We start from the raw sequence: 22,844 nt of genomic DNA, 5'->3' as shown, positions 1-22,844 counted from the left end.
CCCAGCCGGCTCTACCCGCGGCTGGAGAGCGCCAACGGTAGACTGTCGGCGTGCCAAACCTCCCTGGAGCGAAAGCTCCCCTGCCCGACGCACTGCCGCTGAAGATGCTGCACGACCGCCTCCTGGTCATCCTGGACAAGGACAGCAGCGAGCGGCGCTCGTCGTCGGGCATTGTCATTCCCGCCACCGCGGTGATGGGTAAGCGGCTCGCGTGGGCAGATGTGGCCGCGGCCGGACCCAGCGTCCGGCAGGTTTCGCGCGGTGACCGCGTGCTGTTCGACCCTGAAGAGAAATCCGAGGTCGACGTCGGCGGCACCGACTACATCCTCCTGCGCGAACGGGACGTCCATGCGGTGGCGCAACCAGAGACCGACGACGCCGGCACCGGCCTCTACCTCTAGCCACACCCTGGCGCCGGCCCAGTTTCCTCGCTCGAAGGCGTTCGCGCTACCCGCCGGTAGTCTCCGCCGAACAGTTGTTATGCAATTGCTATCTGGCAGGCCCCGTATGGCAAAAAGTGGTAACACAGCGCAGGTAACATAATCTCCACACTGAGTGACTTCGATCACAGGCTGTAAGGCCGTCGTACCTCGACGGACAAGCCACCATCGTGGAGGTTCATAACTTGATAACCAAGCCGACGCCGGCATGGCGCAGGAGGCTACTGATCCTGATTGCCGGCCTCATGGCCGCATGCTTCATGAGCGCACCCGCTGCAGGAGCATCAGCCTCCGTTGCTGCACCTGTCATGAACATGCAGACCCCCGCCTCCGTCCAGGCCGGGGAATTCCAAAACAGGATCAGCGGCGTGCTGCGCAACGCCGAGGGTCCGCTTGCAGACGTCCGCATCACGGTCACCGGTGAGGGTTTCGAAGGCGAAACCACCTCCGATGAAAACGGCCGCTGGGTTGTTGAGGTCGAGGAGCAGGGTGCCTACGAGGTGGAACTCGATGAGTCCACCCTCCCCGAGGGAGCCGCTCTGGCCGAAGGCCAGGAGAACCCCCGCACCGTTACCTTCGCCGGAACCACAAACATCACCACGCTCTTCCTGTTCGGTGAGGGCATTGTGCTGGAAACCACGAGTTTCTGGAACGTCTTCGCCGACCGCGCTGTGGCCGGCCTCAGCTTCGGCCTTCTCCTGGCACTGAGCGCGGTCGGGCTCTCACTGATCTTCGGCACCACCGGACTCACCAACTTCGCCCACGGAGAGATGGTCACGGCGGGGGCGGTACTGACCTTCGCCTTCGCGGCCATCGGGCTGCCGGCGTTCCTCGCAATCGTCCTAGCCGTCATCGCAGGAGGTGCGCTGGGCTATGTCCAGGACGCGGGCCTCTGGAAGCCGCTGAGGAAACGGGGCTCCGGGCTCATCCCGATGATGATCGTCAGCATCGGTCTCGCCCTGGCCCTGCGCTACATCATCCAGTTCTTCTTCGGCGGTGCAACGCAGCAACTTCCAGGCGCACAGGGCCGCATCCTCGACTTCGGGCCGGTATCCATCTCGCAGAACAACCTGACGTCGCTGATCACCAGCCTCGTTGTCATCCTGCTCATCGCGTTCCTGCTCCTGCGTACGCGCATCGGCAAGGCAACCCGGGCGGTCGCTGACAACCCGGCGCTGGCAGCTGCATCAGGAATCGACGTCGACCGCGTTATCCGGCTGGTCTGGGTGGTCGGCGGAGCACTCGCGGCCCTCGGCGGCATCCTCTGGGCCTACTACCGCCCCGGTGTCTCCTTCAATATGGGCCAGCAGATTTTGCTGCTGATCTTCGCGGGCGTGGTCCTCGGCGGGCTGGGTACAGTCTTCGGCGCCCTTGTCGGCTCGCTTATCGTTGGCCTCTTCGTCGAAGTGTCCACCATCTGGCTGGAGGCTGACCTCAAGTACGTCGGCGCTCTGCTCATCATGATCATTGTTCTTCTCTTCAAGCCAGAGGGCATCCTCGGCCGTCGAGAGCGCGTAGGTTAGGGGCCACCTGAAATGGACTTCGGAAATATTCTTGCCCTCGCCTTCGGCGAGATCATCAGCCCGACGACGGCGGCCTACGCGCTGGCGGCGCTCGGTCTCGCAGTGCACTTTGGCTATACCGGGCTGCTCAACTTCGGCCAGGCAGGTTTCATGGCGGTCGGCGCGTACGGCTTCGCTATCCCGACCCTCAGTTTCGGTGCGCCGCTTCCGGTCGCAGTACTGATAGCGCTGCTGGCTTCAGTGGTCTTCGCGATCCTGCTCGGCATTCCCACCCTGCGCCTGCGCGCAGATTACCTTGCCATCGTGACCATCGCTGCAGCGGAAATCATCCGCTATGTGGTGACGACCAACAGCCTCACGAACGTCACCGGCTCAGCCAACGGCCTCGCCGGAGGTTTCGAGAACGGGTTCTTCGCGCTGAACCCGTTCCCCGAGGGTGCCTACAACATCGGTCCGGTCGGCATGAACGCGGACGGGCTTTTCATCCGGGTGGTGGGCTGGACGATCGTTGCCCTGGCCTGCCTGTCCGTGTGGCTGCTCATGCGCAGTCCGTGGGGACGGGTGCTGAAGGGTATCCGCGAAGACGAGAACGCTGTGCGGTCCCTCGGCAAGAACGTCTACGCGTACAAGATGCAGGCGCTGATCATCGGTGGTCTGATGGGCACGGTTGCGGGGATGATCTTCACCATCCCCCGCGGCGCCGTGCAGCCGGCGAACTACGCGACGGAGCTCACGTTCTTCCTCTACACCGTGCTGCTGCTCGGCGGCATGGCCACCGTGCTCGGCCCGGTCATCGGCGCAATGATCTTCTGGGTGGTCCTCTCCCTCACCCAGAGCCTGCTCTTCGGCGCCATCGAGACCGGCGCCATCACATTCCTCACCAACGTCCAGGCCGGTCAGCTCCGGTACATCCTGGTGGGTGTTGCGCTCATGCTGCTCATGATTTTCAGGCCGCAGGGCGTACTCGGCAACAAAAAGGAGTTGGCGTTCGCATGAGTGAACCCACGGCGGAACCGACACCGCAACCCCCAGCAAAGCCAGGCGGACGGCGCGCAGCACATGCCGTTTCCGGCTCAGCCCAATCGCCAGCCGGGTCCATGCCCGGGCCCGCGGCGGATGGCATTGACTACATGACTGATTCACGGCCCATCACCGACGACACCCCCGGCCCGGGCTGCCGCAAGCGCGATCCGATCGTCACGGCGAAGAACGTCACCCGGAGCTTCGGAGGCGTCAACGCCGTCGATGTTGAGTACCTCGAGATCCCGCGGAACAAGATCACCGCGCTCATCGGCCCCAATGGCGCAGGCAAGACGACCCTGTTCAATCTGCTCACCGGGTTTGATTCGCCGCAGAGCGGGGAATGGACGTTCGACGGCCAGCCCCTGGCCGGCGTCGCGCCCTACAAAGTGGCGCGTCTCGGCATGGTCCGCACGTTTCAGCTGACCAAAATCATGGGCAAGCTCACCGTCATGGAAAACATGCGCCTCGGCGCTACAGACCAGCCGGGTGAGAGCCTCGCGCGAGCCCTCTTCAAGGGCCTGTGGGGCGGCCGCGAGAAGGAGATCACCGGCCAGGCCGAGGTCCTGCTGAAGAAATTCAAGCTGGATGCCAAGACTGACGACTACGCCGCCTCCCTCTCCGGCGGGCAGCGCAAGCTGCTGGAGATGGCACGGGCACTGATGGTCAAGCCGCGCCTGGTGATGCTTGACGAGCCGATGGCAGGCGTGAACCCGGCACTCACCCAGTCCCTGCTTGACCACATCAAGAACCTGAAGGCAGAGGGCATGAGTGTCCTGTTCGTCGAACATGACATGCACATGGTCCGGCACGTTGCGGACTGGGTGGTGGTCATGGCGGAAGGCCGCGTGGTCGCGGAGGGAACTCCCGACGTCGTCATGAAGGATCCGGCGGTCATCGACGCCTATCTCGGTGCTCACCACGACGTCGACCTCGGCGACTCCCACGGCGTGGAAAAGCTCGAGGCCGAGCTTTCCCACGACGAGGAGTCTGTGGTGGGAACAGAGAATGCGGGGCTCCTGGACCACGCCAGAATCACCGAGCTTGAGGGCACCGCCCGAGACACTGGAACAGAGGAGAAGCGGCCATGAGCGAAGCAGCGGGAACCGCAGGATCACAGCGCGCCCACGGCGCGGAGTCAGTGCCCGGCAAGTCCGTCGTGAAGGTCACCGATCTAGTGGCCGGCTACCTGCCCGGCGTCAACATCCTGAACGGTTGCTCAATCGAAGCGCGGTCGGGTGAACTGATCGGGATTATCGGTCCCAACGGCGCAGGGAAGTCGACTCTCCTGAAGGCAATGTTCGGCCTTGTGAAAGTGCACTCCGGCACCGTAGTGGTGCGTGACCAGGACATCACCGGCCTGAAAGCCAACAAGCTGGTCAGCAAGGGTGTGGGATTTGTCCCGCAGAACAATAACGTCTTCGCCACCCTGACCATCGAAGAGAACCTTCAGATGGGCATGTACCAGCGGCCCAAGGACTTCAAGGAACGCTTCGACTTTGTCACCGGCCTCTTCCCGGAGCTCGGCAAGCGGCGCGCCCAGCGCGCCGGGTCTCTCTCGGGTGGTGAACGGCAGATGGTGGCCATGGGCAGGGCACTCATGATGGAACCGGCCGTGCTACTCCTTGACGAGCCGTCCGCCGGTCTCTCCCCCGTCAAACAGGATGAGACGTTCCTCCGTGTCCATGAAATCAACCGGGCCGGCGTCTCGGTCATCATGGTGGAGCAGAACGCCAGGCGGTGCCTGCAGATCTGCGACCGCGCCTACGTCCTCGACCAGGGCAAGGACGCCTACACCGGCACCGGACGCGAGCTCATGAAGGACCCCAAGGTCATCCAGCTTTATCTCGGGACGCTCGCCGACACCGCGTAGCTCACGCCAGTAGAGGCCCTCTCCGTCCAGGAGGGGGCCTCAGCTGCGTTAAGGGCCCGCCCACACGCAGAAGAACCCCTCTCAGGCTGGGAGGGGTTCTTCTGTACTGTGCGAGTGAATCAGGTGGTGCGGTTAGAGCTGTCCTGCCTCGGAACGGTAAGGCTGCGGAACATTGTCCGCGTCGAACTCGTAGATACCGATGAAGGCTTCGGTCGGATCACCGTTCTCGTCGAACGTGATCGGGCCGGAGATGCCCTGGTAATCGATATCCTCGCCGTTGCGCTGGAGGGTGATGCAGCCTGCGTAGTCGAAGCACTCAGTGCCCTCCTTGGACACTGCCTCGAGTTCAGCTGCGATTGCTGCTCCGTCAATGCTTCCCGCTGCATCTGCGGCGAGGGCAATGAGGTTCACGGCATCGTAGCTTTCACCTGCGTAGTTCCAGACGTTCAGGTTCGGGTCGATACCGGCCAGCGCCTCCTTGAACTGGTCGCCTGCGAAGGAACCGGGCTGGGTGCCCTGTGCGCCTTCGAGAGTGCCGGGATCGAGATCCTCGCTGTAGTCGGCGGTGTTGCCGTCCACGAAGAACATCGATCCTGGGTCAACACCCTGACCGGTCATCAGCGGGATGATGCTGTTGGCCTGGTCGAAGCTGATAACCACGTAGGCGTCAGGCTCGGCTGCCACGAGGGCGTCCACCTGGCTGCTGAACTGCGAGTCACCCTCATTGAACATTTCCTCGGCGACGACCTGACCGCCGGCGCTCTCAACTGTTTCCTTGATACTGGCCTGGAGACCGGTGCCGTACGCATCGTTGAGTACGATCATGCCCACGGTCTGTGCACCACAGGCCATGATGTAGTTGCCGAGCACGCGGCCCTGCAGGACGTCGGAGGGAGCGGTCCGCCAGTAGAGCCCGTTGTCATCCCAGTCGGTGAAGTCCGGAGAGGTGTTCGCGGGCGACATCTGAACTACGCCTGCGCCGGTGATCTGGTTGATCACCGTCTGCGATACGCCGGACGACGCCGCGCCGACAATCGCACTGACATCCTGGGACAGGAGGTCGGTCACGGACTGCGTTGCAATGTCAGTGGTCGTGTCACCGGAATCGCGGTGGATGATCTCGATGTCCTGGCCGAGCACGCCGCCGGACTCGTTGATTTCCTGTGCCGCGAGGTTGACGCCTGCAATTTCGGGAGGACCGAGGAATGCGAGCGCGCCCGTTGTGGGCAGAAGGGATCCGAGCACCAAGGGAGATTCGGAAGTGGTTTCCGCCTCAGGTACTGCACTCGGATCGCCCTTTTCGCCGGGCTCGGGGGCTGCGCCGCCCTGACTCTCGGGACAGGTGAGTCCCGACGCTGCCGCTGCCGAGGCTGTCTCGTCCGAAGGTGAGGCGCCGTCACCTTCGGGGGTGGGATTTCCACCGCAGGCAGATGCGAAAAGTGCGACTCCCAGACTCAGGGCCGCAATCTTCGCTGCGCGCGGAGCATTCTCCCCGATGCTGAACCGCGCGGAGTTACGTGTTGCTGTCATGAAATTTATCTCCTCGATCGAAAGACTCGATCAGCCTTTGATGCGATCTCCAGGTGTTCCTGGTATGTGAAAAAGCTAGTGCAAAAACGTGTCCAAGATAAGCAAATCTGGTTACATCCTTGTAACGCTCGTCACAGGGGTCTTGACTAGCCTTCCAGCGGCATCGATCGAACGTGTGCGCGGCTCGCGTATTCTTGATGGGGTGCTCTGGTGGACTCCCTGCCGGGACGTCCGTCGGAAGTTACGCCCCAGTAGCCCAATGGCAGAGGCAGGAGACTTAAAATCTTCACAGTGTGGGTTCGAGTCCCACCTGGGGCACCATCGGCGATGCCGCGCAGTCAGCTCTCTTCAGTCCCGAAGTACAGGTGTTTGTGCAGCCGGCAGCCAGGGTTGAACGGTGCACTGCACGAGAAACATCCGTCAGCCTCCAGGTAGTCCCGGATGGACATGGTGCACCGGCACACACCGCACAAGATTGCATCCGTGCCGTACTCCCCCGGTGGCCAGACCTCGGCGGCGTGGTCTGCCGTCTCCGCATGGCACAGATGGCAGGGGTAAAACTCGCCGCAGCACCTGAACCGGATGGCAACGATGTCCAGGTCCGTCCGGTAATGCACGCAGCGCGTTTGATCATCAACCGCACGCCCCAGCACCTTCCTCACGATCGTGAACTATAGCTGCTTAAACGACGACGGCGGCACCCGTGAAGGGTGCCGCCGTCGCCTTGAGGAGGTACTAGGCCTTGAGGAGGTACTAGGCCTTGGCCTTGGTCTTCTCTGTATCCTCGGAGCGGTTCTTGTCCAGCGAGGGCGTCTCCTGCTTCTTCGGCGGAGGAGTGGCAGCCTCACGGAACTGGCGGCGTGGAGTCTGCAGATCCATCAGCTGGGTGGTGTCACGCCCGAAGACGAAACCGAGCACCCAGTTGCCCACTACGCGGGCCTTGCGCTCGAACATGGGCATTGCCATGCCGTGGTAGCCGCGGTGTGCAAGCCACGCGGGCAGTCCGCGCATGCCGAAGCCCATGATGTTGGCTACGCCCTTGTACTGGCCGAACCCGGCAACCGCACCGAGGTTCTTGTGCCTGTATTCACGGACGCGGCCCACGCCGTAGCGCTCAGCGTAGATGTTGTCGGCGAGAAGCTTGGCCTGCCGCACAGCGTGCTGCGCGTTCGGGACGCAGAAACCGCCCACGCCGCCGCCGGAGAGATCGGGCACTGCGGAAACGTCACCGGCCGCCCAGGCGCCGTCCAGCGGGCCGTCGTCGCCGGTGATGCGCAGCTCAGCGCTGGCGCGGACACGGCCGCGCTCGTCAATCGGGAAGTCCGTGTTGCGGACCACGGGGTTGGCCTGCACGCCGGCAGTCCAAACGAGAGTGTCTGTCTCGAATTCATCCGCCGGGGACTTGTCCGGCATATTGATCAGCTTCAGCTTGCCGTCCTTGGCGCTGGCCAGCGAGGTGTTCAGCTTGACCTGCACGCCGCGGGCCTGCAGGTGCTGCACAACCCATTTGGCCTGCTCTTCGGTGACCTCGGGCATGATGCGCCCCATGGCCTCCACCAGCACAAAACGGATGTCCGAACGCTGAAGGCGCTTGTTCTTCTTGACGGCAGCGCGCGCGAGGTCTTCCATCTCTGCAAGCGCCTCGATGCCGGCGAACCCACCGCCGACGACGACGAAAGTCAGCGCGCGGTCACGCTCCGCACCCGGCTCCATCAGGGATCCGGTCTCGATGCGCTCGAGGAGCTGGTTGCGCAGGGCGACGGCCTCCTCGATGGTCTTGAGGCCGATCCCCTCCTCCGCCAGGCCCTCGATCGGGAACGTGCGGGTGATGGCGCCGGCCGCGATGACGATGTCACGGTAGTTCAGCTCAAAAGGCTCACTGCCGTCCGCGGGTTCAACGGTTGCCGTGCGCGAGGAGTGGTTGACGCCCGTGACCTTGCCCGAGATGAGCTCGGTGTCAGTCAGGTGCATGCGGTGGGAGACGACGGCGTGACGCGCCTCAATGTTGCCACCGGCCACCTCGGGGAGGAACGGCTGGTAGGTCATGTAGGGCAAAGGATCAACGAGCGTGACAATGCCACCGTGATCCTTCACCTTCTTCTGCAGCTTGTGGGCTACGTACAGACCGACGTAGCCGCCGCCGACAACAAGGATCCGGGGACGATCAGAAAAGTTGGAGGTTTGAGCCATGAAACCAGCGTACCGGACTTTGTGAAAATCTTCACTAACTGTTGTCGCCGTCCGTTTCCGCGCCACCCTGCCGGTACACCCGGATGACCTGATACGTTCCGCCGAGCAGGATACAGAGGATCAGCCCGCCGAATCCGAACACGATGAAAGCGGGCAGCGATGTGGCAGCTGACGCACGCTCAGCGGCAGCCGGCACGGTCGGTTCAGGGATGTCGGGCAGCGGCTCTTCGGCCGGTGCCGGTTCCGGCGGAGGAGGCGGCGGCACCTCGCCGCGCCGGTACGTCTCGATGTACTGCGCCATGCTCACCACACCGCCCGCCCCCAGCAACAGTTCTTCAGGAACTGTGAGGTCGGCATTCACCGCCGCGGCGGCGTCGAGAATCCCGTGACCGTAGATGGTGTCCTTGCCGGGTATGCCGGCATCGCGTGCGGTCATGATGATCCGGTTGATGACCTGCGGAGCTGTCAGGTCCGGGTACTTGGCACGGATCAGTGCCGCGACGCCGGAGACCAGCGGCGCAGCACCGGAGGTTCCGGACCACTTGCTTGCGTACAGCCCACCCGGCAGCGCCCCGACGAGGTTCTCGGCCGGCGCCGCAATGCCGATGCTGATGCCCTCGGATGATGACTCCCGACTCGCCGCACCCTCCGCATCCAGCCCGCCCACAGCGAGAACACCGGGCATGGTGGCCGGCGCACCTACCTGCACGGACCCGCCGGCGCGGTTGCCGGCGGCGGCGACAATGACGACGTCGTTCTGTTCGGCATAGAGGAATGCCTCGTCCCAGCTCTCCGGCCAGGTGGGAGACGTGCTGCCCAGCGACATGTTGATCACGGACGCCCCGTTGTCCACCGCCCACCGCACAGCGTTCGGGATCTGTTCGTCAATGCTGACCCCCGCGGGATTGGCGCCCGTGGACTCGCCGCCGATCCAGAGCGAGACGGCAAGCAGCTCTGACTCCGGTGCAACCCCGACGACGCCGTCCGGCCCCCGTCCGGCAGCCTTGACTGCAGATTCCCCGGCCTTGGCAGACGCCTCAGCAGATGCCTCAGCTTCAGCAGACGGCGGTGCGGAGCCCGACGGCTTAGCCGATGGCGATGCAGTGCCGGACGGTGTGGCGGACGGGTTTGGTTGAGGCTCTTCGGGCTCGTGCCCACGGCCGGCAATTAGGCTGGCCACCAGTGTGCCGTGCTCAGGCACCTCGCCGATACCGCGCTGCCCGTTGGGCGCTCCTGCTCCGGAAACATCGGTGCCGACGGTGACAACGCCTTCCAGGTCCGGGTGGCTTCCATCCACCCCGCTGTCTATCACCGCGACCGTCACTCCGGCACCCTTTGTGTCCTCCCACGCCTCGGTGATTCCGTAATCTTCCAGCCAGTATTCACGCTCGCGGATCTCCCCGCCATGGGCCGCAGCGCCTCCCACCGGGATGATGACGCCGGCGGAAAGACCCACTGCAAGCACGACGGCGGCAATCGACCGGGGAACAAGGGCGCCGGACGGCACGGGACGCACTGTCATCCATGTTCCCTTCGGGAGACGGCGCTGAGAGCGATTCCGTCCAGAATGTCATGCTCACTCGCCACTGCGCTCTGCACGCGGCCTTCCGTGGCGTCGGCAACCCGCCGGACGATTGTCCGCCAGATCAGGGCGCCGGCTCCGATCACGTCCACGCGGCCGGGGTGCATGTAAGGCAGGGCCGCGCGTTCGGAACGCGACAGGTGGAGCAGCGAGGTGGTGGCGGTATCGATCTCGTCAACCGTCAGGGACGTGCCATGGATCCGCTCCGACTGGTACTCCGGAAGTTTTAACGCGTGCGCTGTCACGGTGGTGATGCTCCCTGCAACGCCGATGACGCCGTGGACGGAGGCAAGGTTGACGTCGGTGTTCGCCTCATCGATCATCCTGCCGATCTCTTCCTCGGCAGCGGCGATCTCCTGCTCCGTCGGCGGGTCCGAGCGCAGGAACCGCTCAGTGAAACGGACGCAGCCCATATCCGTGCTGCGCGCCGAAAGAACCTGGTTACCGGTGCCGACGACGAATTCGGTACTTCCGCCGCCGAGATCGACCACGAGGACAGGGGCGTCGTTCTCCCCTGCCAGCACGCTCGCGGCCCCGGAGAACGACAGCTCCGCTTCCTCGCCGCCGCTGACGACCTCCGGTTCGATGCCGAGCCGGTCCCGTACGCCGGAGACGAAGACGTCGCGGTTGCCCGCATCACGGGTAGCCGACGTCGCCACGAACCGGACGCTCCCGGCGTCGTGCTGCTTGATCAGTGCAGCGTACTCATCCACGGCCTCGAACGTCCGCTCCAGCGCTGCTTCGGAAAGCATGCCGGTGGCGTCAACTCCCTCGCCGAGGCGCACCACCCGCATCAGGCGGACGACGTCCGTCAGCCCGGTACCGCCGTCGACATCCGCGATCAGCAGGCGAATCGAGTTGGTTCCGCAATCAATGGCTGCAGTACGCATGTCAGCCCTTCCCTTCGCTCGTTCGACGTTCGGCACGTTTGGCATCCAGCTCTGCAGGGCTGAGGCCCTGGGTCTTCACATGCCGGCTGAGATCGCGGTTCGGCGCGTGTCCGCTGGTGTCCCACGCGCCCACGCAGCGGCACTGATCCGCAGTCCACCATTCCGCGATGGCAGCCAGCGCCTCATCTCCCAACGGATTCACACCCGGACCGGCCGCAAGGGAATGACCGACCAACACATGAAGGCACTTGACGCGTGAGGGCATGCCGCCGGCGGACACGCCGTCGATCTCCGGCACAGGACCGATGCCGGTGCGCTCCCCGATCTCGGACCGCGCGCGGAGGTACGCCTCGTGGGCCTGCCGGTAGCGGGCCGCGAGAGCGGGGTCCTGTTCGAGCCGCTCCGTCATTTCGGTCATGGTCCCGCCGGCTTCCAGGCGGGACACCGCCGCGGTGATGACCGGATGCGTGAGGTAGTAGGTCGTGGGGAAGGGGATGCCGTTACTGAGTCGCGGGGCGGTGGTCGCCACCAGCGGATTGCCGCAGACGCACCGGGCACCGATCTCGACGACGTCCCGCACCGGGCGGCCCAACTGCCGGCTGAGGGTCTCGAGATCAGCCGGTGTGGGGGCAAGCGGATTCGATTCCGTCACTGCTGTCCTTCCTGAACCTTGTCTACCTCCGGCGTTTTTGTCGCCTGGTTGCGGTTTCGGAGTGCCTTTGACAACAGATAGGCGACAAAAACTTCCGCATACCAAGGTTAGTCGGTGGCAGCCCGCTCCACAGATTCCCAGAGGGCATCCGCCCACGGCAGATCCTCCGGCGCCGCGGCGGACTGCTGTTCCGCCGACGTCTCCACGCCTGTTCCGCCCTTGACCAGGTAGCGGGTTTCTCCGGGCATCACCAGGAAGAGGCGGTCGCGGGCCTGCTGCTTGATGTACGCGGGATCCTCCCACCGGGCGATCTGCGTTTCGAGGACGCCCTGCTCCTGCTGCAGCGCCGCGATGCGATCCTGCAGGGCTTCGGTTTCCGACTGCTGCTGCAGGTAGGTGCGCACCGAGGGCGCCAGCAGCACGATGATGGTCACCAGCACGACGGCGAGCGCCAGCAGGCGGCCGGAGAAGGCTTTGGCGGGGATCGGTTCCGCGTCCTCCGCCGGCACAATCACTCGATCCGAGGGCTTGCGGAAGGGTGCGCTCGCGGTCCGGATGGCTCCCGCCAGTTGGGAGCGTTCCGCGGCCCTGGCTTCGGACGGGGAGGATTTTTTGCGCGGTTCGGGCGATGCCGGAGTACGCGCTGCCCTCTGCGGTGCCGGCGGCGTCTCCGTCTTGCGGCCCGCACCCGACGGCGCTGAACGCGCTGAAGCGCCCTGGGTACCAGGGCGCTTCAGTTGCGGCGTCTGCTGCCTCTGCCCGTCAGTGCGCGCTCGCGTTGTACGCGGAACGCTGGGGCGTCGGGTGGACATCGGACTCCTCGCTCACGCTGTGTTCTGCCGTCAGGTCAGGGGAAATGCCCCGACAAAGACGGTTACCTGCTTAACGAGGGTAACGCCCCATGAAGGACCAATCAGGCAGTGAAACGCGGGAAGGCCGAACGTCCCGCGTAGCGCGCGGCGTCGTCCAGTTCTTCCTCGATGCGCAGCAGCTGGTTGTACTTGGCTACGCGCTCCGAACGGGCCGGTGCGCCCGTCTTGATCTGCCCGGCGTTGGTTGCCACGCAGATGTCAGCGATGGTGGTGTCTTCGGTCTCACCCGAGCGGTGGGAGGTGATCGTGGTGTACCCGGAACGCTGGGCCAGGGAAATGGCGTCCAGTGTTTCGGTGAGCGTGCCGATCTGGTTCACCTTTACGAGCAGCGAGTTGGCGGTGTCAGCCTTGATGCCGCGCTCTAGCCGGACCGGGTTGGTGACGAAGAGATCGTCGCCGACGAGCTGGACCTTGTCACCGATGGACTCGGTGAGTGCCTTCCAGCCGTCCCAGTCTTCCTCGTCCAGCGGATCCTCGATCGAGACCAGCGGATAGTCGCGTACCAGCTCCTCGTAGTAGGCGCGCATCGCCGCGGAATCGAGCGTCTTGCCCTCGAAGGTGTAGCTGCCGTCCTTGAAGAACTCGGAAGCGGCAACGTCCAGCGCGAACGCGATGTCCGTGCCCGGGGTGTAGCCGGCGCGCTCGACCGCGGTGGTGATGAGGTCGAGGGCATCGCGGTTGGAGGGAAGATTGGGAGCGAAGCCGCCCTCGTCGCCTAGGCCGGTTGCCAGGCCCTTCTCGTTCAGGACCTTCTTGAGCTCGTGGTAGACCTCGACGCCCCAGCGGAGCCCCTCGGAGTAGGACTCGGCTCCCAGGGGAACGATCATGAACTCCTGGATGTCGACGTCGGAATCGGCATGCGATCCACCGTTGAGGATGTTCATCAGGGGAACGGGCAGCACGTGCGCGTTGGGACCGCCCAGGTAGCGGTACAGGGGCAGTGCGGAGGATTCAGCGGCTGCGCGGGCAATCGCGAGGGAGACGCCGAGCATGGCGTTGGCGCCCAGGTTCGACTTGTTCTCGGTGCCGTCCAGGTCAATCATGGCCTGGTCGATGGCGCGCTGGTCTCCTGCATCGAAGCCGAGCAGTGCCGGCTGGATCTGCTCGATGACGGCTTCCACTGCCTGGAGTACGCCCTTGCCGAGGTAGCGGTCCTTGTCGCCGTCGCGGCGCTCGTTTGCCTCGAAGGCGCCCGTGGAAGCACCGGAGGGAACAGCCGCGCGGCCGAAGGTGTCGTCGTCGAGCAGTACCTCGACCTCAACCGTGGGGTTGCCGCGGGAGTCGAGGATTTCACGTGCGTGGATGGCGTCAATGATTGCCATGGAAATGCTCCTGTTCGTGTCTGTGGAGTTTCTTCGGACGGACAGCGCAACGTGCTCAGCTCTAAAAAGCTGATGCGTCTGCGCGGGGATTCGTACTCAGCCTAATTGAAAGCGGCCGTCGATGGCCGACCGTGACGGGCTCTTTTCACTTGGGGACGACGGGCACGGCCGAGCCAGACCGCGCGAGATGCTCATCCTGGTACCTGCGCACAGCAACGCGCAGCGCCCGCTCAGGATCCAGCCCCGCGTCAACTGCACGCCCGACGACGGCGAGGAGCACCCGGCCGACCTCGTCCTCCGACGCCGGGTCCGCTTCAACCGACGGCTCGACGACGCCGCCTTCCTCTCGCCCGGAGGTTCCGTTGCGGCGTGCGCGCTTGAGCGTCTTCGCCGCCGCTGCGAGCGCCGGAAGCCCCGCCGGGATGCTCGCAAACGGCGTGGAGTCGGGCTGTTCCTGCGCCTTGATGCTGTGCCACGACGCTTCGATCTCCGCAATCGAGGAGGTCGGTACGTCCCGGAGACCGCCGTCGGGAGTGAAAACGTGCGCGTTCCGCCGAATCATCTTTGCTGTGAGTCCGTCGATGACCTCCGCCAGGGCGAACGATCCGCTTTCCTCCTGCAGGCGTGCGTGAAGCACCACCTGCAGGAGGACGTCCCCGAGTTCGGAGCGCAGTTCAGCAACGCTGGCCGGCCCCTCAAGCACCTCCAAAAGCTCGTAGCACTCCTCAAGCAGGTACTCGGCGAGCGATTCGTGGGTCAGCGTACCCATCCAGGGGCAGCGCTCCCGGAGCTGCCCGATGACGTCGACCAAGCGCTCGAGGGCCGCTCCCGCCCGCTGGGCGCTTTGGGTCATGCGCCGTTGGCGCCGTCATACCCCTGCGCGATGAGCTCCGCGAGAGCGGTGCGGCTGTCGAGGGGGATGAACGCGGCTTCCACGGCGTTGAGGGTCAACTCAAGCAGGTCATCGAGGTCATAGTCGAAGGTTTCAACGAGGAGCTCGAACTCCTCGGTGAGCGTGACACCGCTCATCAGGCGGTTGTCCGTGTTGACGGTGACGTTGAAACCGAGCTGGTACAGGAGGTCGATCGGATGGCTCGTGATGTCCTTGCCGAAGGCCTCGATCGCTCCGGTCTGCAGGTTCGACGACGGGCAGACCTCGAGGGGAATACCGCGGTCGCGGACCCACGCGGCCACCTGGCCCAGGCTGGCCATGCCGACCGGGGCGTCCGAACCGCCGTCGTCATCGAATTCCACCGTAATGTCCTCAGCGATGCGCACGCCATGGCCCAGCCGCTGCGCGCGTCCGCTGACGAGGGCGTCGACAATGCTCTCGACGCCGGCAGCCTCACCCGCATGGACCGTTGCCGGGAACTGGTGCTGGGCGAGGTAGGTGAAGGCGTCCGCGAAGCGGGCGGCGGGGAAGCCGTCCTCGGCGCCGGCAATGTCGAAGCCCACGGCGCCGCGCTCGCGGTGGCGGACCGCCAGTTCGGCGATCTCCTGACCGCGGTCCGCGTGCCGCATGGCGGTGATCAGCTGTCCCACCTGGATGGTGCGGCCGCGTGCGGCAACTGCCTCCACGCCGGCGTCGAGACCTTCCTGGACCGCCTCGACAACCTCATCGAGGGACAATCCCCCGGTGAGGTGCTGCTCCGGTGCCCAGCGCACTTCTCCGTAGACCACGCCGTCGTCTGCCAGGTCTTCCACGAACTCCTGCGCCACGCGGGAGAGACCGTCGCGGGTCTGCATGACCGCGATGGTGTGGTCAAACGTCTCCAGGTAGCGCACCAGGGAACCGGAGTCTGCGGAGTCACGGAACCACTGGCCCAGTGCAACCGGATCGGTCGAAGGAAGCTGGTGGCCTACCGCTTCGGCGAGTTCGATGATCGTCGCAGGCCGGAGTCCGCCATCCAGGTGATCGTGCAGCGAAACTTTCGGCAGGGCACGGATGTCGAAGGTGAGGTCAGGAGCAAGGGAAGTCATTGGTTCAGTCACAGGCCAAGACTACGCGAGGCCAGTGACTTCGCTGCGGGTTCCTCCAGACTGTCCGGTTCAGGGGTGCGTGGGTGCAGCGGCTCCGGGCGCGGCCTCGTGGGGGTCGAGCCGCGCACAGCGCTGATGATGCGGTCAACGATGAAGCCGAGGACCACGGCGATCGCTATCGCAACAGTGACGCCCAGGAGGTGGTTGTCTTCGAACCACGCGCCGGCAAGGGCGCCGATCCCCACCGAGTAGCTCCCCCAGGCCAGGGCGGAAATACCCGTCAGCGCAACGAAGCGCCGTCGTGAGTAGCCGGTTGCGCCGGCCGTGAGATTGACCGCCACGCGTCCGAAGGGAATGAAGCGTGCAACCAGGATCAATGATGCCGCCCGCTTCTCAAGTTCGTAGCCGGCCCATTCGAACGCCTTCTGCGAGCGTGGACGGCGCATCCACCGGAAGCGCTGGGTACCGACGCCCCTGCCCATCAGGTAGGCGATATTGTCACCGGCAAACGCCCCGAGGGCAGAGACAAGGATCAGGAGCCAGGCGTTGGGCACGCCCTCGGTGATAATCAGCGACGCGAGACCCACCACCACTGACTCGCTGGGGAACGGCGGAAAGAACCCGTCAACCGTGCAGCAGATGAACACCAGCAGGTAGACCCAGGGCTGCTCGGCGGTGCTGAGAATGAAATCACTCAGTCCATTCGTGACAGCATTAATCGCGTCCACTACCTGCGCTCCTTGGATTGTGCGGATCGGCTCCGGTTGCCGCCGCCCCAGGTGGGTCAGTGACCTTCTATAAGAACCATGCCAGCCGTGGATCAGGAGGGTCCATGGGGTATGCCCCTGTAGAACCCCTGATCCAGCCTTTTTCCAAGGTTATGGTTTGACCCGCTCCCGCCGCGTCGCCCAATGGGGTGATGTTCCCGGTACGGGACTCGTCCCCAGGTAGTAGGTGAGTACCCTGACAGGGGCCCCTGAGAGGGCCCCTGATGTCAGGCGATTCGGCTCAGGCGATGCGGTCGATGATGAGCTGCTGCGCCGGGCGCGCACCGTCGGGTACAATCACGACGGCGGTTTCCAGCGCCTCACGCGCGCGATCGAACTTCTCGGGGGTGTCAGTCAGGAGGGTCATCAGCGGCTCTCCCGCGCGGACCATAGCGCCGGGCTTGGCATGCAGCCGGATACCCGCTCCGGCCTGGACCGCATCTTCCTTGCGTGCGCGTCCGGCTCCCAGGCGCCAGGCAGCAACACCGACGGCCAGGGCATCGAGCCCGACGAGGACTCCGTCGGCCGGTGCATAGATGGTTTCGGACTCCCGGGCGACGGGGAGCGCAGCGCGAGGGTCCCCGCCCTGCGCCTCGATCATGCGGTTCCAGACGTCCATCGCACGGCCGTCCCTGAGCGCCTGAGCGGGATCAGCATCGCGTACGCCGGCGGCAGTCAACATCTCCTCCGCCAGTCGGACCGTCAGCTCAACGACGTCCTGCGGCCGCCGCCGGCAAGTACCTCAACAGATTCCTCAACCTCGATGGCGTTGCCCGCCGTCAGCCCGAGCGGGGTAGACATGTTGGTCAGGAGGGCAACGGTCTTCACCCCGGCGTCCGTACCGAGGGCCACCATGGTTTCGGCAAGCTCGCGGGCCTGGGCCTCGTCCTTCATGAACGCGCCGCTGCCCACCTTCACATCGAGGACCAGCGAACCCGTTCCCTCAGCGATCTTCTTGCTCATGATCGACGACGCGATCAGCGGAATGGCCTCCACTGTCCCGGTGACATCACGCAGCGCGTACAGCTTCTTGTCGGCAGGAGCCAGCCCTGCGCCCGCCGCGCAGATGACGGCGCCGACGTCGGCCAGCTGGGCCATCATCTCGTCGTTTGACAGCTGGGCGCGCCAGCCCGGAATGGACTCGAGCTTGTCAAGTGTGCCTCCGGTGTGGCCGAGGCCGCGCCCGGAAAGCTGCGGCACGGCGACGCCGAAGACGGCGACCAGCGGCGCGAGCGGGAGGGTGATCTTGTCTCCGACACCGCCTGTGGAGTGCTTGTCACTGGTCGGCTTGCCAAGGGCGGAGAAATCCATCCGCTCGCCGCTGGCGATCATCGCGGCCGTCCAGCGTGAGATTTCCGTGCGGTCCATGCCGTTGAGCAGGATCGCCATATTGAGCGCGGCCATCTGCTCGTCCGCGATCGCACCGCGGGTGTAGGCGTCAATGGTCCAGTCGATCTGGGCCGGGCTGAGAGTGCCCCTGTCACGCTTGGTGCGGATGATGTCAACGGCGTCGAACTGTTCGCTCATTCGGTGCTTCCTGTCTCTGTAGTGCCGGCGGCTGACCTGCCCGCGTCTGCGAGGTGCTGCGGGCCGAACGCGTCGGGCAGTACCTCGTCCATGGTCCGGATTCCGCTCACGGTCATCAGCTGCATGCCCGGCGCCCGGAATTCATAGAGCAACTGACGGCAGCGTCCGCACGGCATCAGTGCGTTGCCGTCCCCGTCCACACAGCTGAAAGCGACGAGCCTGCCACCGCCGGTCATCTGGAGCTGGCTGACCAGCGAGCACTCCGCGCAGAGGGTGAGCCCATAGGACGCGTTCTCCACGTTGCAGCCGGAAACAATCCGCCCGTCGTCCGTCAGGGCGGCAGCCCCCACCGGGAAGTTGGAGTACGGGACATATGCCTTCCGCATTGCAGCGGTTGCCGCTTCGGCGAGAGCCTCCCATGGGAGGTCAGCGGCAGAGCCGGCCGTCGTCGTCGTGCTTTCATCCATGGTTCCCATGGCTCTACTCCTTGACGTAGGGGATGCCGCCGGCTGCCGGCGGGCGGGACCGCCCCACCAGGCCTGCGACCGCCAGGATGGTCACGATATACGGCAGCATGGCCAGGAACTGGCTCGGGACGTCCGTCCCGATGATGGACAGGACAAAGCGCAGGTTGGTCGCGAAGCCGAACAGCAGGGCCGCGAAGAACGCGCCGATCGGGTTCCAGCGTCCGAAGATGAGCGCGGCGAGGGCAATATAGCCCTGACCCGCGGTCATGTCCCGGGTGAACGTGCTCACCGAAACCAGCGTGAAGAACGCACCTCCGAACCCGGCAACAGCACCGCCCAGAAGGACATTCCAGAACCGCGTGGCGTTGACCTTGATGCCCATGGTGTCTGCAGCCTGCGGGTGCTCGCCCACGGCCCGTACGCGCAGCCCCCACTTGGTGCGGTACAGCCCGAGCCAGATGATAATGACGGCGGCGTACATGAAGTAGCCGACGATGGTCTGCTGGAACAGGATCGGCCCGATGACCGGAATGTCCGCAAGCAGCGGGATGCGGATGTCCGGCAGGCTCGGCGGGGAGTTGAACGTTGCCGAGTCACGGCTCAGGAGCGTGGAAGCGAGGAAGCCGGTCAGTCCGGAAACCAGCACGTTCAGAACCACGCCGACAATGATCTGGTTCACCAGGTACTTGATGCTGAAGATCGCGAGGATCAGCGAGACCAGGACGCCGGCGAAGGCGGCGGCGATCAGTCCCACGTAGACGCTGCCGGACACCGATGCGGCAACGGCTGCGGCAAACGCTCCGGAGAGCAGCTGGCCCTCGATCGCGATGTTGACGACACCGACGCGCTCGCACAGTACCCCGGACAGCGATCCGAAGATCAGCGGGATGGCCAGCGTCACTGATCCTGCCACCAGGCCCGCTAGGGAGATGGTTGGGCGATCAGCAATCCCCACCACCCAGGTAAGGAATCCGACCACGAAGAGGAACGCGTAGGCGATGCCGGCCCAGCGGTTGATGCTCGCGCCGCGGCGCACCTGCAGGTATGAGTAGACCGTGATTGCGATGAGGGCGATGGCCACAACCCAACCGACCACGTTCGCCGGCAGCGCGATGTCCGCGAGACGGAAGCGGTCGGAATCATCCGAGACCCGGAAGACAGCGGTGGTCGCCGGCCCGCCGAGTGCGAAGACGAACAACGCCAAAAGGGCTCCGACACCGAATCCGATCGGCGCCTTCCAGCTCCTGGTCGATGATCCCGTGACCCGTGAATCAGTCACCGATGCTGCGATGCTCATGCTGCACCTCCGGATGTGGTCGCCTTCTGGTTCTTGCGGGACGGCTTTTCCTTCCGGTCAATCCGGAAGATCGCCTTGACCAGCGGCGGCGCGGCGATGAAAAGGACAATGAGTGACTGCACCACGAGGACAATGTCGATCGGCGTGCCGGTGAGGGTCTGCATCTGCACGCCTCCCGCACGGAACGCACCGAACAGCACGCCCGCGAAGAACACACCCCACGGATGGGATCTGCCCAGCAGCGCAACGGTAATCGCATCGAACCCGAAGCTCGCCGCAATACCGCTGGTCAGCACCTGCTCGGTTCCTGCCACCTGCGCAACTCCGGCCAGGCCGGCGAGACCGCCGGCAAGCATCATGACGACGACGTAGCCTTTGGTCACGCTGATGCCCGCGGTGCGCGCAGCGAACGGGTTGGCGCCCACGGCGCGGAGTTCGAAGCCGACGGTGGACCGGTTCAGCAGCCACCAGACGCCGTAAGTTGCAGCGATCGCCACCAGGAAACCGAGGTGCAGGCGGAACTGCGGACCGAGGATCTGGGGGAACAGCGCCGTTTCGTCCAATCGCGGGCTGATCGGGTTAGCCGATCCCGGATTCTGGAAGGACGGGGTGGTCAGCAGATATCCGACCAGGTAGATGGCGATGTAGTTCAGCATGATGGTCACAATGACCTCGTGCGCACCGGTGCGCGCCTTGAGGATGCCGGGAATGAACCCCCAGAGGGCGCCGCCCACGAACCCAGCGAGGACAACGAAGACCAGATGCAGGCCGAAGGGCAGGTGCCAGGAGAATCCGATCCAGCCGGCAAACATGGCGCCGAGGATGATCTGCCCCTGTGCACCGATGTTGAACAGCCCGGCACGGAAGGCGACCGCCACGCCAAGGCCCGCGAGGATGAGCGGCGTTGCCACGGTGAAGGTCTCCGTGAGCGGGCGGAACATCAGGGCAAGGGAATCGGCGCGCGGGTTGAACACCGCACCCTGGAACAGCGCCACGTACGCGCTGCTTGCCGCTTCCCAGGCTGCCACGAGGGTGTCAGTAGGCCGGGTGAAGAAGTACGACGCAGCTGCGGCGACGTCCTCGTCCGTCAGCGCGATGAGAATCCCGCCGAGGACGATCGACAGCACGACGGCGAGAATCGCCACGAGCGAGGAGCCGGTGACAATGCTCTTCAGAATTCCGCGGCCGCGGTCCTCGGAGTCCTCGGGTGCCGGCGTTGTATCACCGGTGCCCGGTGCCGGCGGCGGCGCAGCAGTGTCCTCGGCTCCGGCTTCGGTACCCCTGTTCGCGGCGCTCATCGGTTTTCCTCCCCGGTTCCCCGGTGCTGGCCCTGTCCCAGGGCCTCTTCGGCCGTCATCCCGGCCATCATGAGTCCGAGCACGTCGCGCGACGTGTCGCCGGGCACCACGCCCATAAGTTCTCCTCCGTGCAGGACCGCAATGCGGTCCGCAAGTTCACTGATTTCATCGAGTTCGGTGGATACGATCATCACCGGTGTGCCGCTGTCGCGCTCTGTCACGATGCGTTTGTGCAGGAATTCGATCGAGCCGACGTCCACGCCGCGCGTGGGCTGGGAGGCAATGAAGAGGTTCAGCGGCCGTGACAGTTCCCGGGCCAGGACCACCTTCTGCTGGTTGCCGCCGGAGAGCGTGCTGACGGGCGCTTCGGCGCTCTGGGTCCGCACGTCGAACTCCGCGACTTTATCCCGGGCATTCTTGAGGACCACTGACGGTTTCATGGCCAGTCCCTTGGCGAAGGGCGGCTCGTTGTACCAGTTCAGGATCATGTTCTCGGCGATCGAGAAACTGCCCACCAGGCCGTCCACCTTGCGGTCTTCAGGAACAAAACCCACGCCTTCGCGGATGATGTCCTTGACCTTCATTCCGAGCAGTTCCTTGCCGTTGAGCTGAATGGATCCCGAGGCATGCGGGTGCAGCCCGAGGATCGCTTCCGTGAGCTCCGTCTGGCCATTTCCCTGCACGCCGGCGACTGCCAGGATCTCGCCCTGTGAAATCTCGAAGCTGACGTTGTCCAGCAGATTCTGCCCACCGGGCCCGGGAACGGTGAGGTTGCGCACGGTGAAAGTGGTTTCACCGGGCTTGGCGGGCGCTTTGTTGAGGTTGAGACTGACCTGCCTGCCCACCATCATCGTGGCCAGTTCTCCGGTGCTGGCGGTGGGTTCAACCGTTCCGACGACGGCGCCCCTGCGGATCACCGTAATGACATCGGAGACTGCCTTCACTTCACGCAGCTTGTGCGAGATGAACACGATGGCCGTGCCGCCCGCCTTCAGCTCCTCGATGATCTGGATCAGTTCGTCGGTTTCCTGGGGAGTGAGCACGGCAGTGGGCTCATCCAGGATCAGCACCTCCGCCTTGCGGACCAATGCCTTGATGATCTCCACCCGCTGCTGCACGCCCACGGGGAGGTCTTCGACGAGGGCATCGGGATCAACGTCGAATCCGTAGCGGTCGGAGATCTCGCGGATGCGTGCGCGGGTCTTGTCGAGGTCGAGGATGCCGCCGGCCTTGGTGTGCTCATCGCCCAGCGCCACGTTCTCGGCGACCGTGAAGACCGGGATAAGCATGAAGTGCTGATGCACCATGCCGATACCGGCGGCCATGGCATCACCCGGCCCGCGGAAGGTGACCGGCTTTCCGTCCACCAGGATGCGCCCGTCACTGGGTTCATACAGTCCGTAGAGGACGTTCATGAGGGTCGACTTGCCGGCACCGTTCTCGCCGAGGAGGCAATGCACCTGGCCGGGGTTCACCACCAGATCGATATTGTCATTGGCAACAAGGGAGCCAAACCGTTTGGTGATTCCCTGCAGTTCGAGCTTCACAACCCCAACCAACCTGTCCTTTGTGGGAGCTGGGCAGCGACGGTGAGGAAACACCTCGTCCCGTCCG

The 22,844-nt window shown here is 64.7% G+C and carries 20 protein-coding genes, 1 tRNA gene and 1 pseudogene; 6 read left to right on the top strand and 16 right to left on the bottom strand.

What is annotated here, in order from left to right; all coding sequences use genetic code 11:
• Nucleotides 1–104: 104 nt before the first annotated feature.
• From AC1MBU_RS07020 to AC1MBU_RS07000, 5 genes are all read left to right on the top strand, one after another.
• Entirely contained in the window at nucleotides 105–401 is a 297-nt protein-coding gene (locus AC1MBU_RS07020; protein ID WP_082566144.1) for a GroES family chaperonin, read from the top strand.
• A 284-nt stretch (nucleotides 402–685) separates the two neighbouring features.
• On the top strand, nucleotides 686–1,963 hold the full coding sequence (locus tag AC1MBU_RS07015) for a branched-chain amino acid ABC transporter permease (RefSeq protein ID WP_404800758.1): 1,278 nt from the start codon (nucleotides 686–688) through the stop codon (nucleotides 1,961–1,963).
• A 12-nt stretch (nucleotides 1,964–1,975) separates the two neighbouring features.
• Nucleotides 1,976–2,959, top strand: coding sequence for a branched-chain amino acid ABC transporter permease (locus tag AC1MBU_RS07010; protein WP_277359524.1), 984 nt, complete (start codon nucleotides 1,976–1,978; stop codon nucleotides 2,957–2,959).
• 101 nt (nucleotides 2,960–3,060) lie between these two features.
• Nucleotides 3,061–4,074 carry an ABC transporter ATP-binding protein gene (locus AC1MBU_RS07005; protein ID WP_404800759.1) on the top strand — a complete coding sequence of 338 codons (1,014 nt, stop codon included), beginning with the start codon at nucleotides 3,061–3,063 and terminating at the stop codon, nucleotides 4,072–4,074.
• Nucleotides 4,071–4,856 carry an ABC transporter ATP-binding protein gene (locus tag AC1MBU_RS07000; RefSeq protein WP_277359525.1) on the top strand — a complete coding sequence of 262 codons (786 nt, stop codon included), beginning with the start codon at nucleotides 4,071–4,073 and terminating at the stop codon, nucleotides 4,854–4,856. Before AC1MBU_RS07005 ends, AC1MBU_RS07000 begins: the two co-directional genes overlap by 4 nt.
• Before the next feature lie 132 nt (nucleotides 4,857–4,988).
• Here the strand turns inward: AC1MBU_RS07000 and AC1MBU_RS06995 are convergent, their stop codons facing one another.
• Complete coding sequence (locus AC1MBU_RS06995) at nucleotides 4,989–6,386, bottom strand: ABC transporter substrate-binding protein (RefSeq protein ID WP_056548887.1); 1,398 nt, start codon at nucleotides 6,384–6,386, stop codon at nucleotides 4,989–4,991.
• 245 nt (nucleotides 6,387–6,631) lie between these two features.
• Here AC1MBU_RS06995 and AC1MBU_RS06990 point away from each other — a divergent pair.
• Nucleotides 6,632–6,707 (top strand) — tRNA-Leu (locus AC1MBU_RS06990).
• A gap of 17 nt (nucleotides 6,708–6,724) precedes the next feature.
• Here the strand turns inward: AC1MBU_RS06990 and AC1MBU_RS06985 are convergent.
• The 15 genes and pseudogenes from AC1MBU_RS06985 to AC1MBU_RS06915 form a co-directional block, all read right to left on the bottom strand.
• Entirely contained in the window at nucleotides 6,725–7,003 is a 279-nt protein-coding gene (locus tag AC1MBU_RS06985) for a CHY zinc finger protein (protein ID WP_471673544.1), read from the bottom strand.
• A gap of 136 nt (nucleotides 7,004–7,139) precedes the next feature.
• Nucleotides 7,140–8,576, bottom strand: a complete 1,437-nt coding sequence (locus AC1MBU_RS06980) for an NAD(P)/FAD-dependent oxidoreductase (RefSeq protein WP_471673113.1) — start codon at nucleotides 8,574–8,576, stop codon at nucleotides 7,140–7,142.
• A gap of 34 nt (nucleotides 8,577–8,610) precedes the next feature.
• Nucleotides 8,611–10,098: a S8 family serine peptidase gene (locus AC1MBU_RS06975; RefSeq protein ID WP_479789603.1), complete on the bottom strand. Its 1,488-nt coding sequence runs from the start codon at nucleotides 10,096–10,098 to the stop codon at nucleotides 8,611–8,613.
• A complete protein-coding gene (locus AC1MBU_RS06970) occupies nucleotides 10,095–11,048 on the bottom strand; it encodes a Ppx/GppA phosphatase family protein (RefSeq protein WP_346028471.1) in 954 nt (317 codons plus the stop codon). Before AC1MBU_RS06970 ends, AC1MBU_RS06975 begins: the two co-directional genes overlap by 4 nt.
• A 1-nt stretch (nucleotide 11,049) precedes the next feature.
• A complete protein-coding gene (locus tag AC1MBU_RS06965) occupies nucleotides 11,050–11,700 on the bottom strand; it encodes a DUF501 domain-containing protein (RefSeq protein WP_479789602.1) in 651 nt (216 codons plus the stop codon).
• A 107-nt stretch (nucleotides 11,701–11,807) separates the two neighbouring features.
• Nucleotides 11,808–12,512, bottom strand: a complete 705-nt coding sequence (locus AC1MBU_RS06960; RefSeq protein ID WP_479789601.1) for an FtsB family cell division protein — start codon at nucleotides 12,510–12,512, stop codon at nucleotides 11,808–11,810.
• Nucleotides 12,513–12,613: 101 nt separating this feature from the next.
• Nucleotides 12,614–13,894, bottom strand: a complete 1,281-nt coding sequence (eno, locus tag AC1MBU_RS06955; RefSeq protein WP_056548894.1) for a phosphopyruvate hydratase — start codon at nucleotides 13,892–13,894, stop codon at nucleotides 12,614–12,616.
• Between the two features lie 145 nt (nucleotides 13,895–14,039).
• Nucleotides 14,040–14,747 carry a MazG nucleotide pyrophosphohydrolase domain-containing protein gene (locus tag AC1MBU_RS06950; protein ID WP_479789600.1) on the bottom strand — a complete coding sequence of 236 codons (708 nt, stop codon included), beginning with the start codon at nucleotides 14,745–14,747 and terminating at the stop codon, nucleotides 14,040–14,042.
• On the bottom strand, nucleotides 14,744–15,886 hold the full coding sequence (locus AC1MBU_RS06945) for an adenosine deaminase (protein ID WP_479789599.1): 1,143 nt from the start codon (nucleotides 15,884–15,886) through the stop codon (nucleotides 14,744–14,746). Before AC1MBU_RS06945 ends, AC1MBU_RS06950 begins: the two co-directional genes overlap by 4 nt.
• Nucleotides 15,883–16,602 carry a DedA family protein gene (locus tag AC1MBU_RS06940; protein WP_277358175.1) on the bottom strand — a complete coding sequence of 240 codons (720 nt, stop codon included), beginning with the start codon at nucleotides 16,600–16,602 and terminating at the stop codon, nucleotides 15,883–15,885. Before AC1MBU_RS06940 ends, AC1MBU_RS06945 begins: the two co-directional genes overlap by 4 nt.
• 280 nt (nucleotides 16,603–16,882) lie before the next feature.
• A pseudogene (locus AC1MBU_RS06935) lies at nucleotides 16,883–18,168 on the bottom strand (thymidine phosphorylase).
• Nucleotides 18,165–18,635 carry a cytidine deaminase gene (locus tag AC1MBU_RS06930; RefSeq protein WP_277358228.1) on the bottom strand — a complete coding sequence of 157 codons (471 nt, stop codon included), beginning with the start codon at nucleotides 18,633–18,635 and terminating at the stop codon, nucleotides 18,165–18,167. Before AC1MBU_RS06930 ends, AC1MBU_RS06935 begins: the two are co-directional and overlap by 4 nt.
• A 13-nt stretch (nucleotides 18,636–18,648) precedes the next feature.
• Entirely contained in the window at nucleotides 18,649–19,932 is a 1,284-nt protein-coding gene (locus AC1MBU_RS06925; protein ID WP_277358177.1) for an ABC transporter permease, read from the bottom strand.
• Nucleotides 19,929–21,230, bottom strand: a complete 1,302-nt coding sequence (locus tag AC1MBU_RS06920; RefSeq protein WP_277358178.1) for an ABC transporter permease — start codon at nucleotides 21,228–21,230, stop codon at nucleotides 19,929–19,931. The genes AC1MBU_RS06925 and AC1MBU_RS06920 overlap by 4 nt, the downstream gene beginning before the upstream one ends.
• Nucleotides 21,227–22,777 carry an ABC transporter ATP-binding protein gene (locus AC1MBU_RS06915; protein WP_479789598.1) on the bottom strand — a complete coding sequence of 517 codons (1,551 nt, stop codon included), beginning with the start codon at nucleotides 22,775–22,777 and terminating at the stop codon, nucleotides 21,227–21,229. The genes AC1MBU_RS06920 and AC1MBU_RS06915 overlap by 4 nt, the downstream gene beginning before the upstream one ends.
• Nucleotides 22,778–22,844: the final 67 nt, after the last annotated feature.

It is taken from the genome of Arthrobacter sp. PTI12, assembly GCF_056679915.1.
Note: the sequence above shows the minus strand (reverse complement) of the source record. Positions and strands in the feature narration are given on the sequence as shown.

Bases quoted from the DNA above. Each gene is read 5' to 3' on its own strand.
- AC1MBU_RS07020 (WP_082566144.1), top strand. From the start codon at position 105: ATGCTGCACGACCGCCTCCTGGTCATCCTGGACAAGGACAGCAGCGAG.
- AC1MBU_RS07015 (WP_404800758.1), top strand. From the start codon at position 686: ATGGCCGCATGCTTCATGAGCGCACCCGCTGCAGGAGCATCAGCCTCC.
- AC1MBU_RS07010 (WP_277359524.1), top strand. From the start codon at position 1,976: ATGGACTTCGGAAATATTCTTGCCCTCGCCTTCGGCGAGATCATCAGC.
- AC1MBU_RS07005 (WP_404800759.1), top strand. From the start codon at position 3,061: ATGCCCGGGCCCGCGGCGGATGGCATTGACTACATGACTGATTCACGG.
- AC1MBU_RS07000 (WP_277359525.1), top strand. From the start codon at position 4,071: ATGAGCGAAGCAGCGGGAACCGCAGGATCACAGCGCGCCCACGGCGCG.
- AC1MBU_RS06995 (WP_056548887.1), bottom strand. From the start codon at position 6,386: ATGACAGCAACACGTAACTCCGCGCGGTTCAGCATCGGGGAGAATGCT.
- AC1MBU_RS06980 (WP_471673113.1), bottom strand. From the start codon at position 8,576: ATGGCTCAAACCTCCAACTTTTCTGATCGTCCCCGGATCCTTGTTGTC.
- AC1MBU_RS06975 (WP_479789603.1), bottom strand. From the start codon at position 10,098: ATGACAGTGCGTCCCGTGCCGTCCGGCGCCCTTGTTCCCCGGTCGATT.
- AC1MBU_RS06970 (WP_346028471.1), bottom strand. From the start codon at position 11,048: ATGCGTACTGCAGCCATTGATTGCGGAACCAACTCGATTCGCCTGCTG.
- AC1MBU_RS06960 (WP_479789601.1), bottom strand. From the start codon at position 12,512: ATGTCCACCCGACGCCCCAGCGTTCCGCGTACAACGCGAGCGCGCACT.
- eno (WP_056548894.1), bottom strand. From the start codon at position 13,894: ATGGCAATCATTGACGCCATCCACGCACGTGAAATCCTCGACTCCCGC.
- AC1MBU_RS06950 (WP_479789600.1), bottom strand. From the start codon at position 14,747: ATGACCCAAAGCGCCCAGCGGGCGGGAGCGGCCCTCGAGCGCTTGGTC.
- AC1MBU_RS06930 (WP_277358228.1), bottom strand. From the start codon at position 18,635: ATGGATGAAAGCACGACGACGACGGCCGGCTCTGCCGCTGACCTCCCA.
- AC1MBU_RS06925 (WP_277358177.1), bottom strand. From the start codon at position 19,932: ATGAGCATCGCAGCATCGGTGACTGATTCACGGGTCACGGGATCATCG.
- AC1MBU_RS06920 (WP_277358178.1), bottom strand. From the start codon at position 21,230: ATGAGCGCCGCGAACAGGGGTACCGAAGCCGGAGCCGAGGACACTGCT.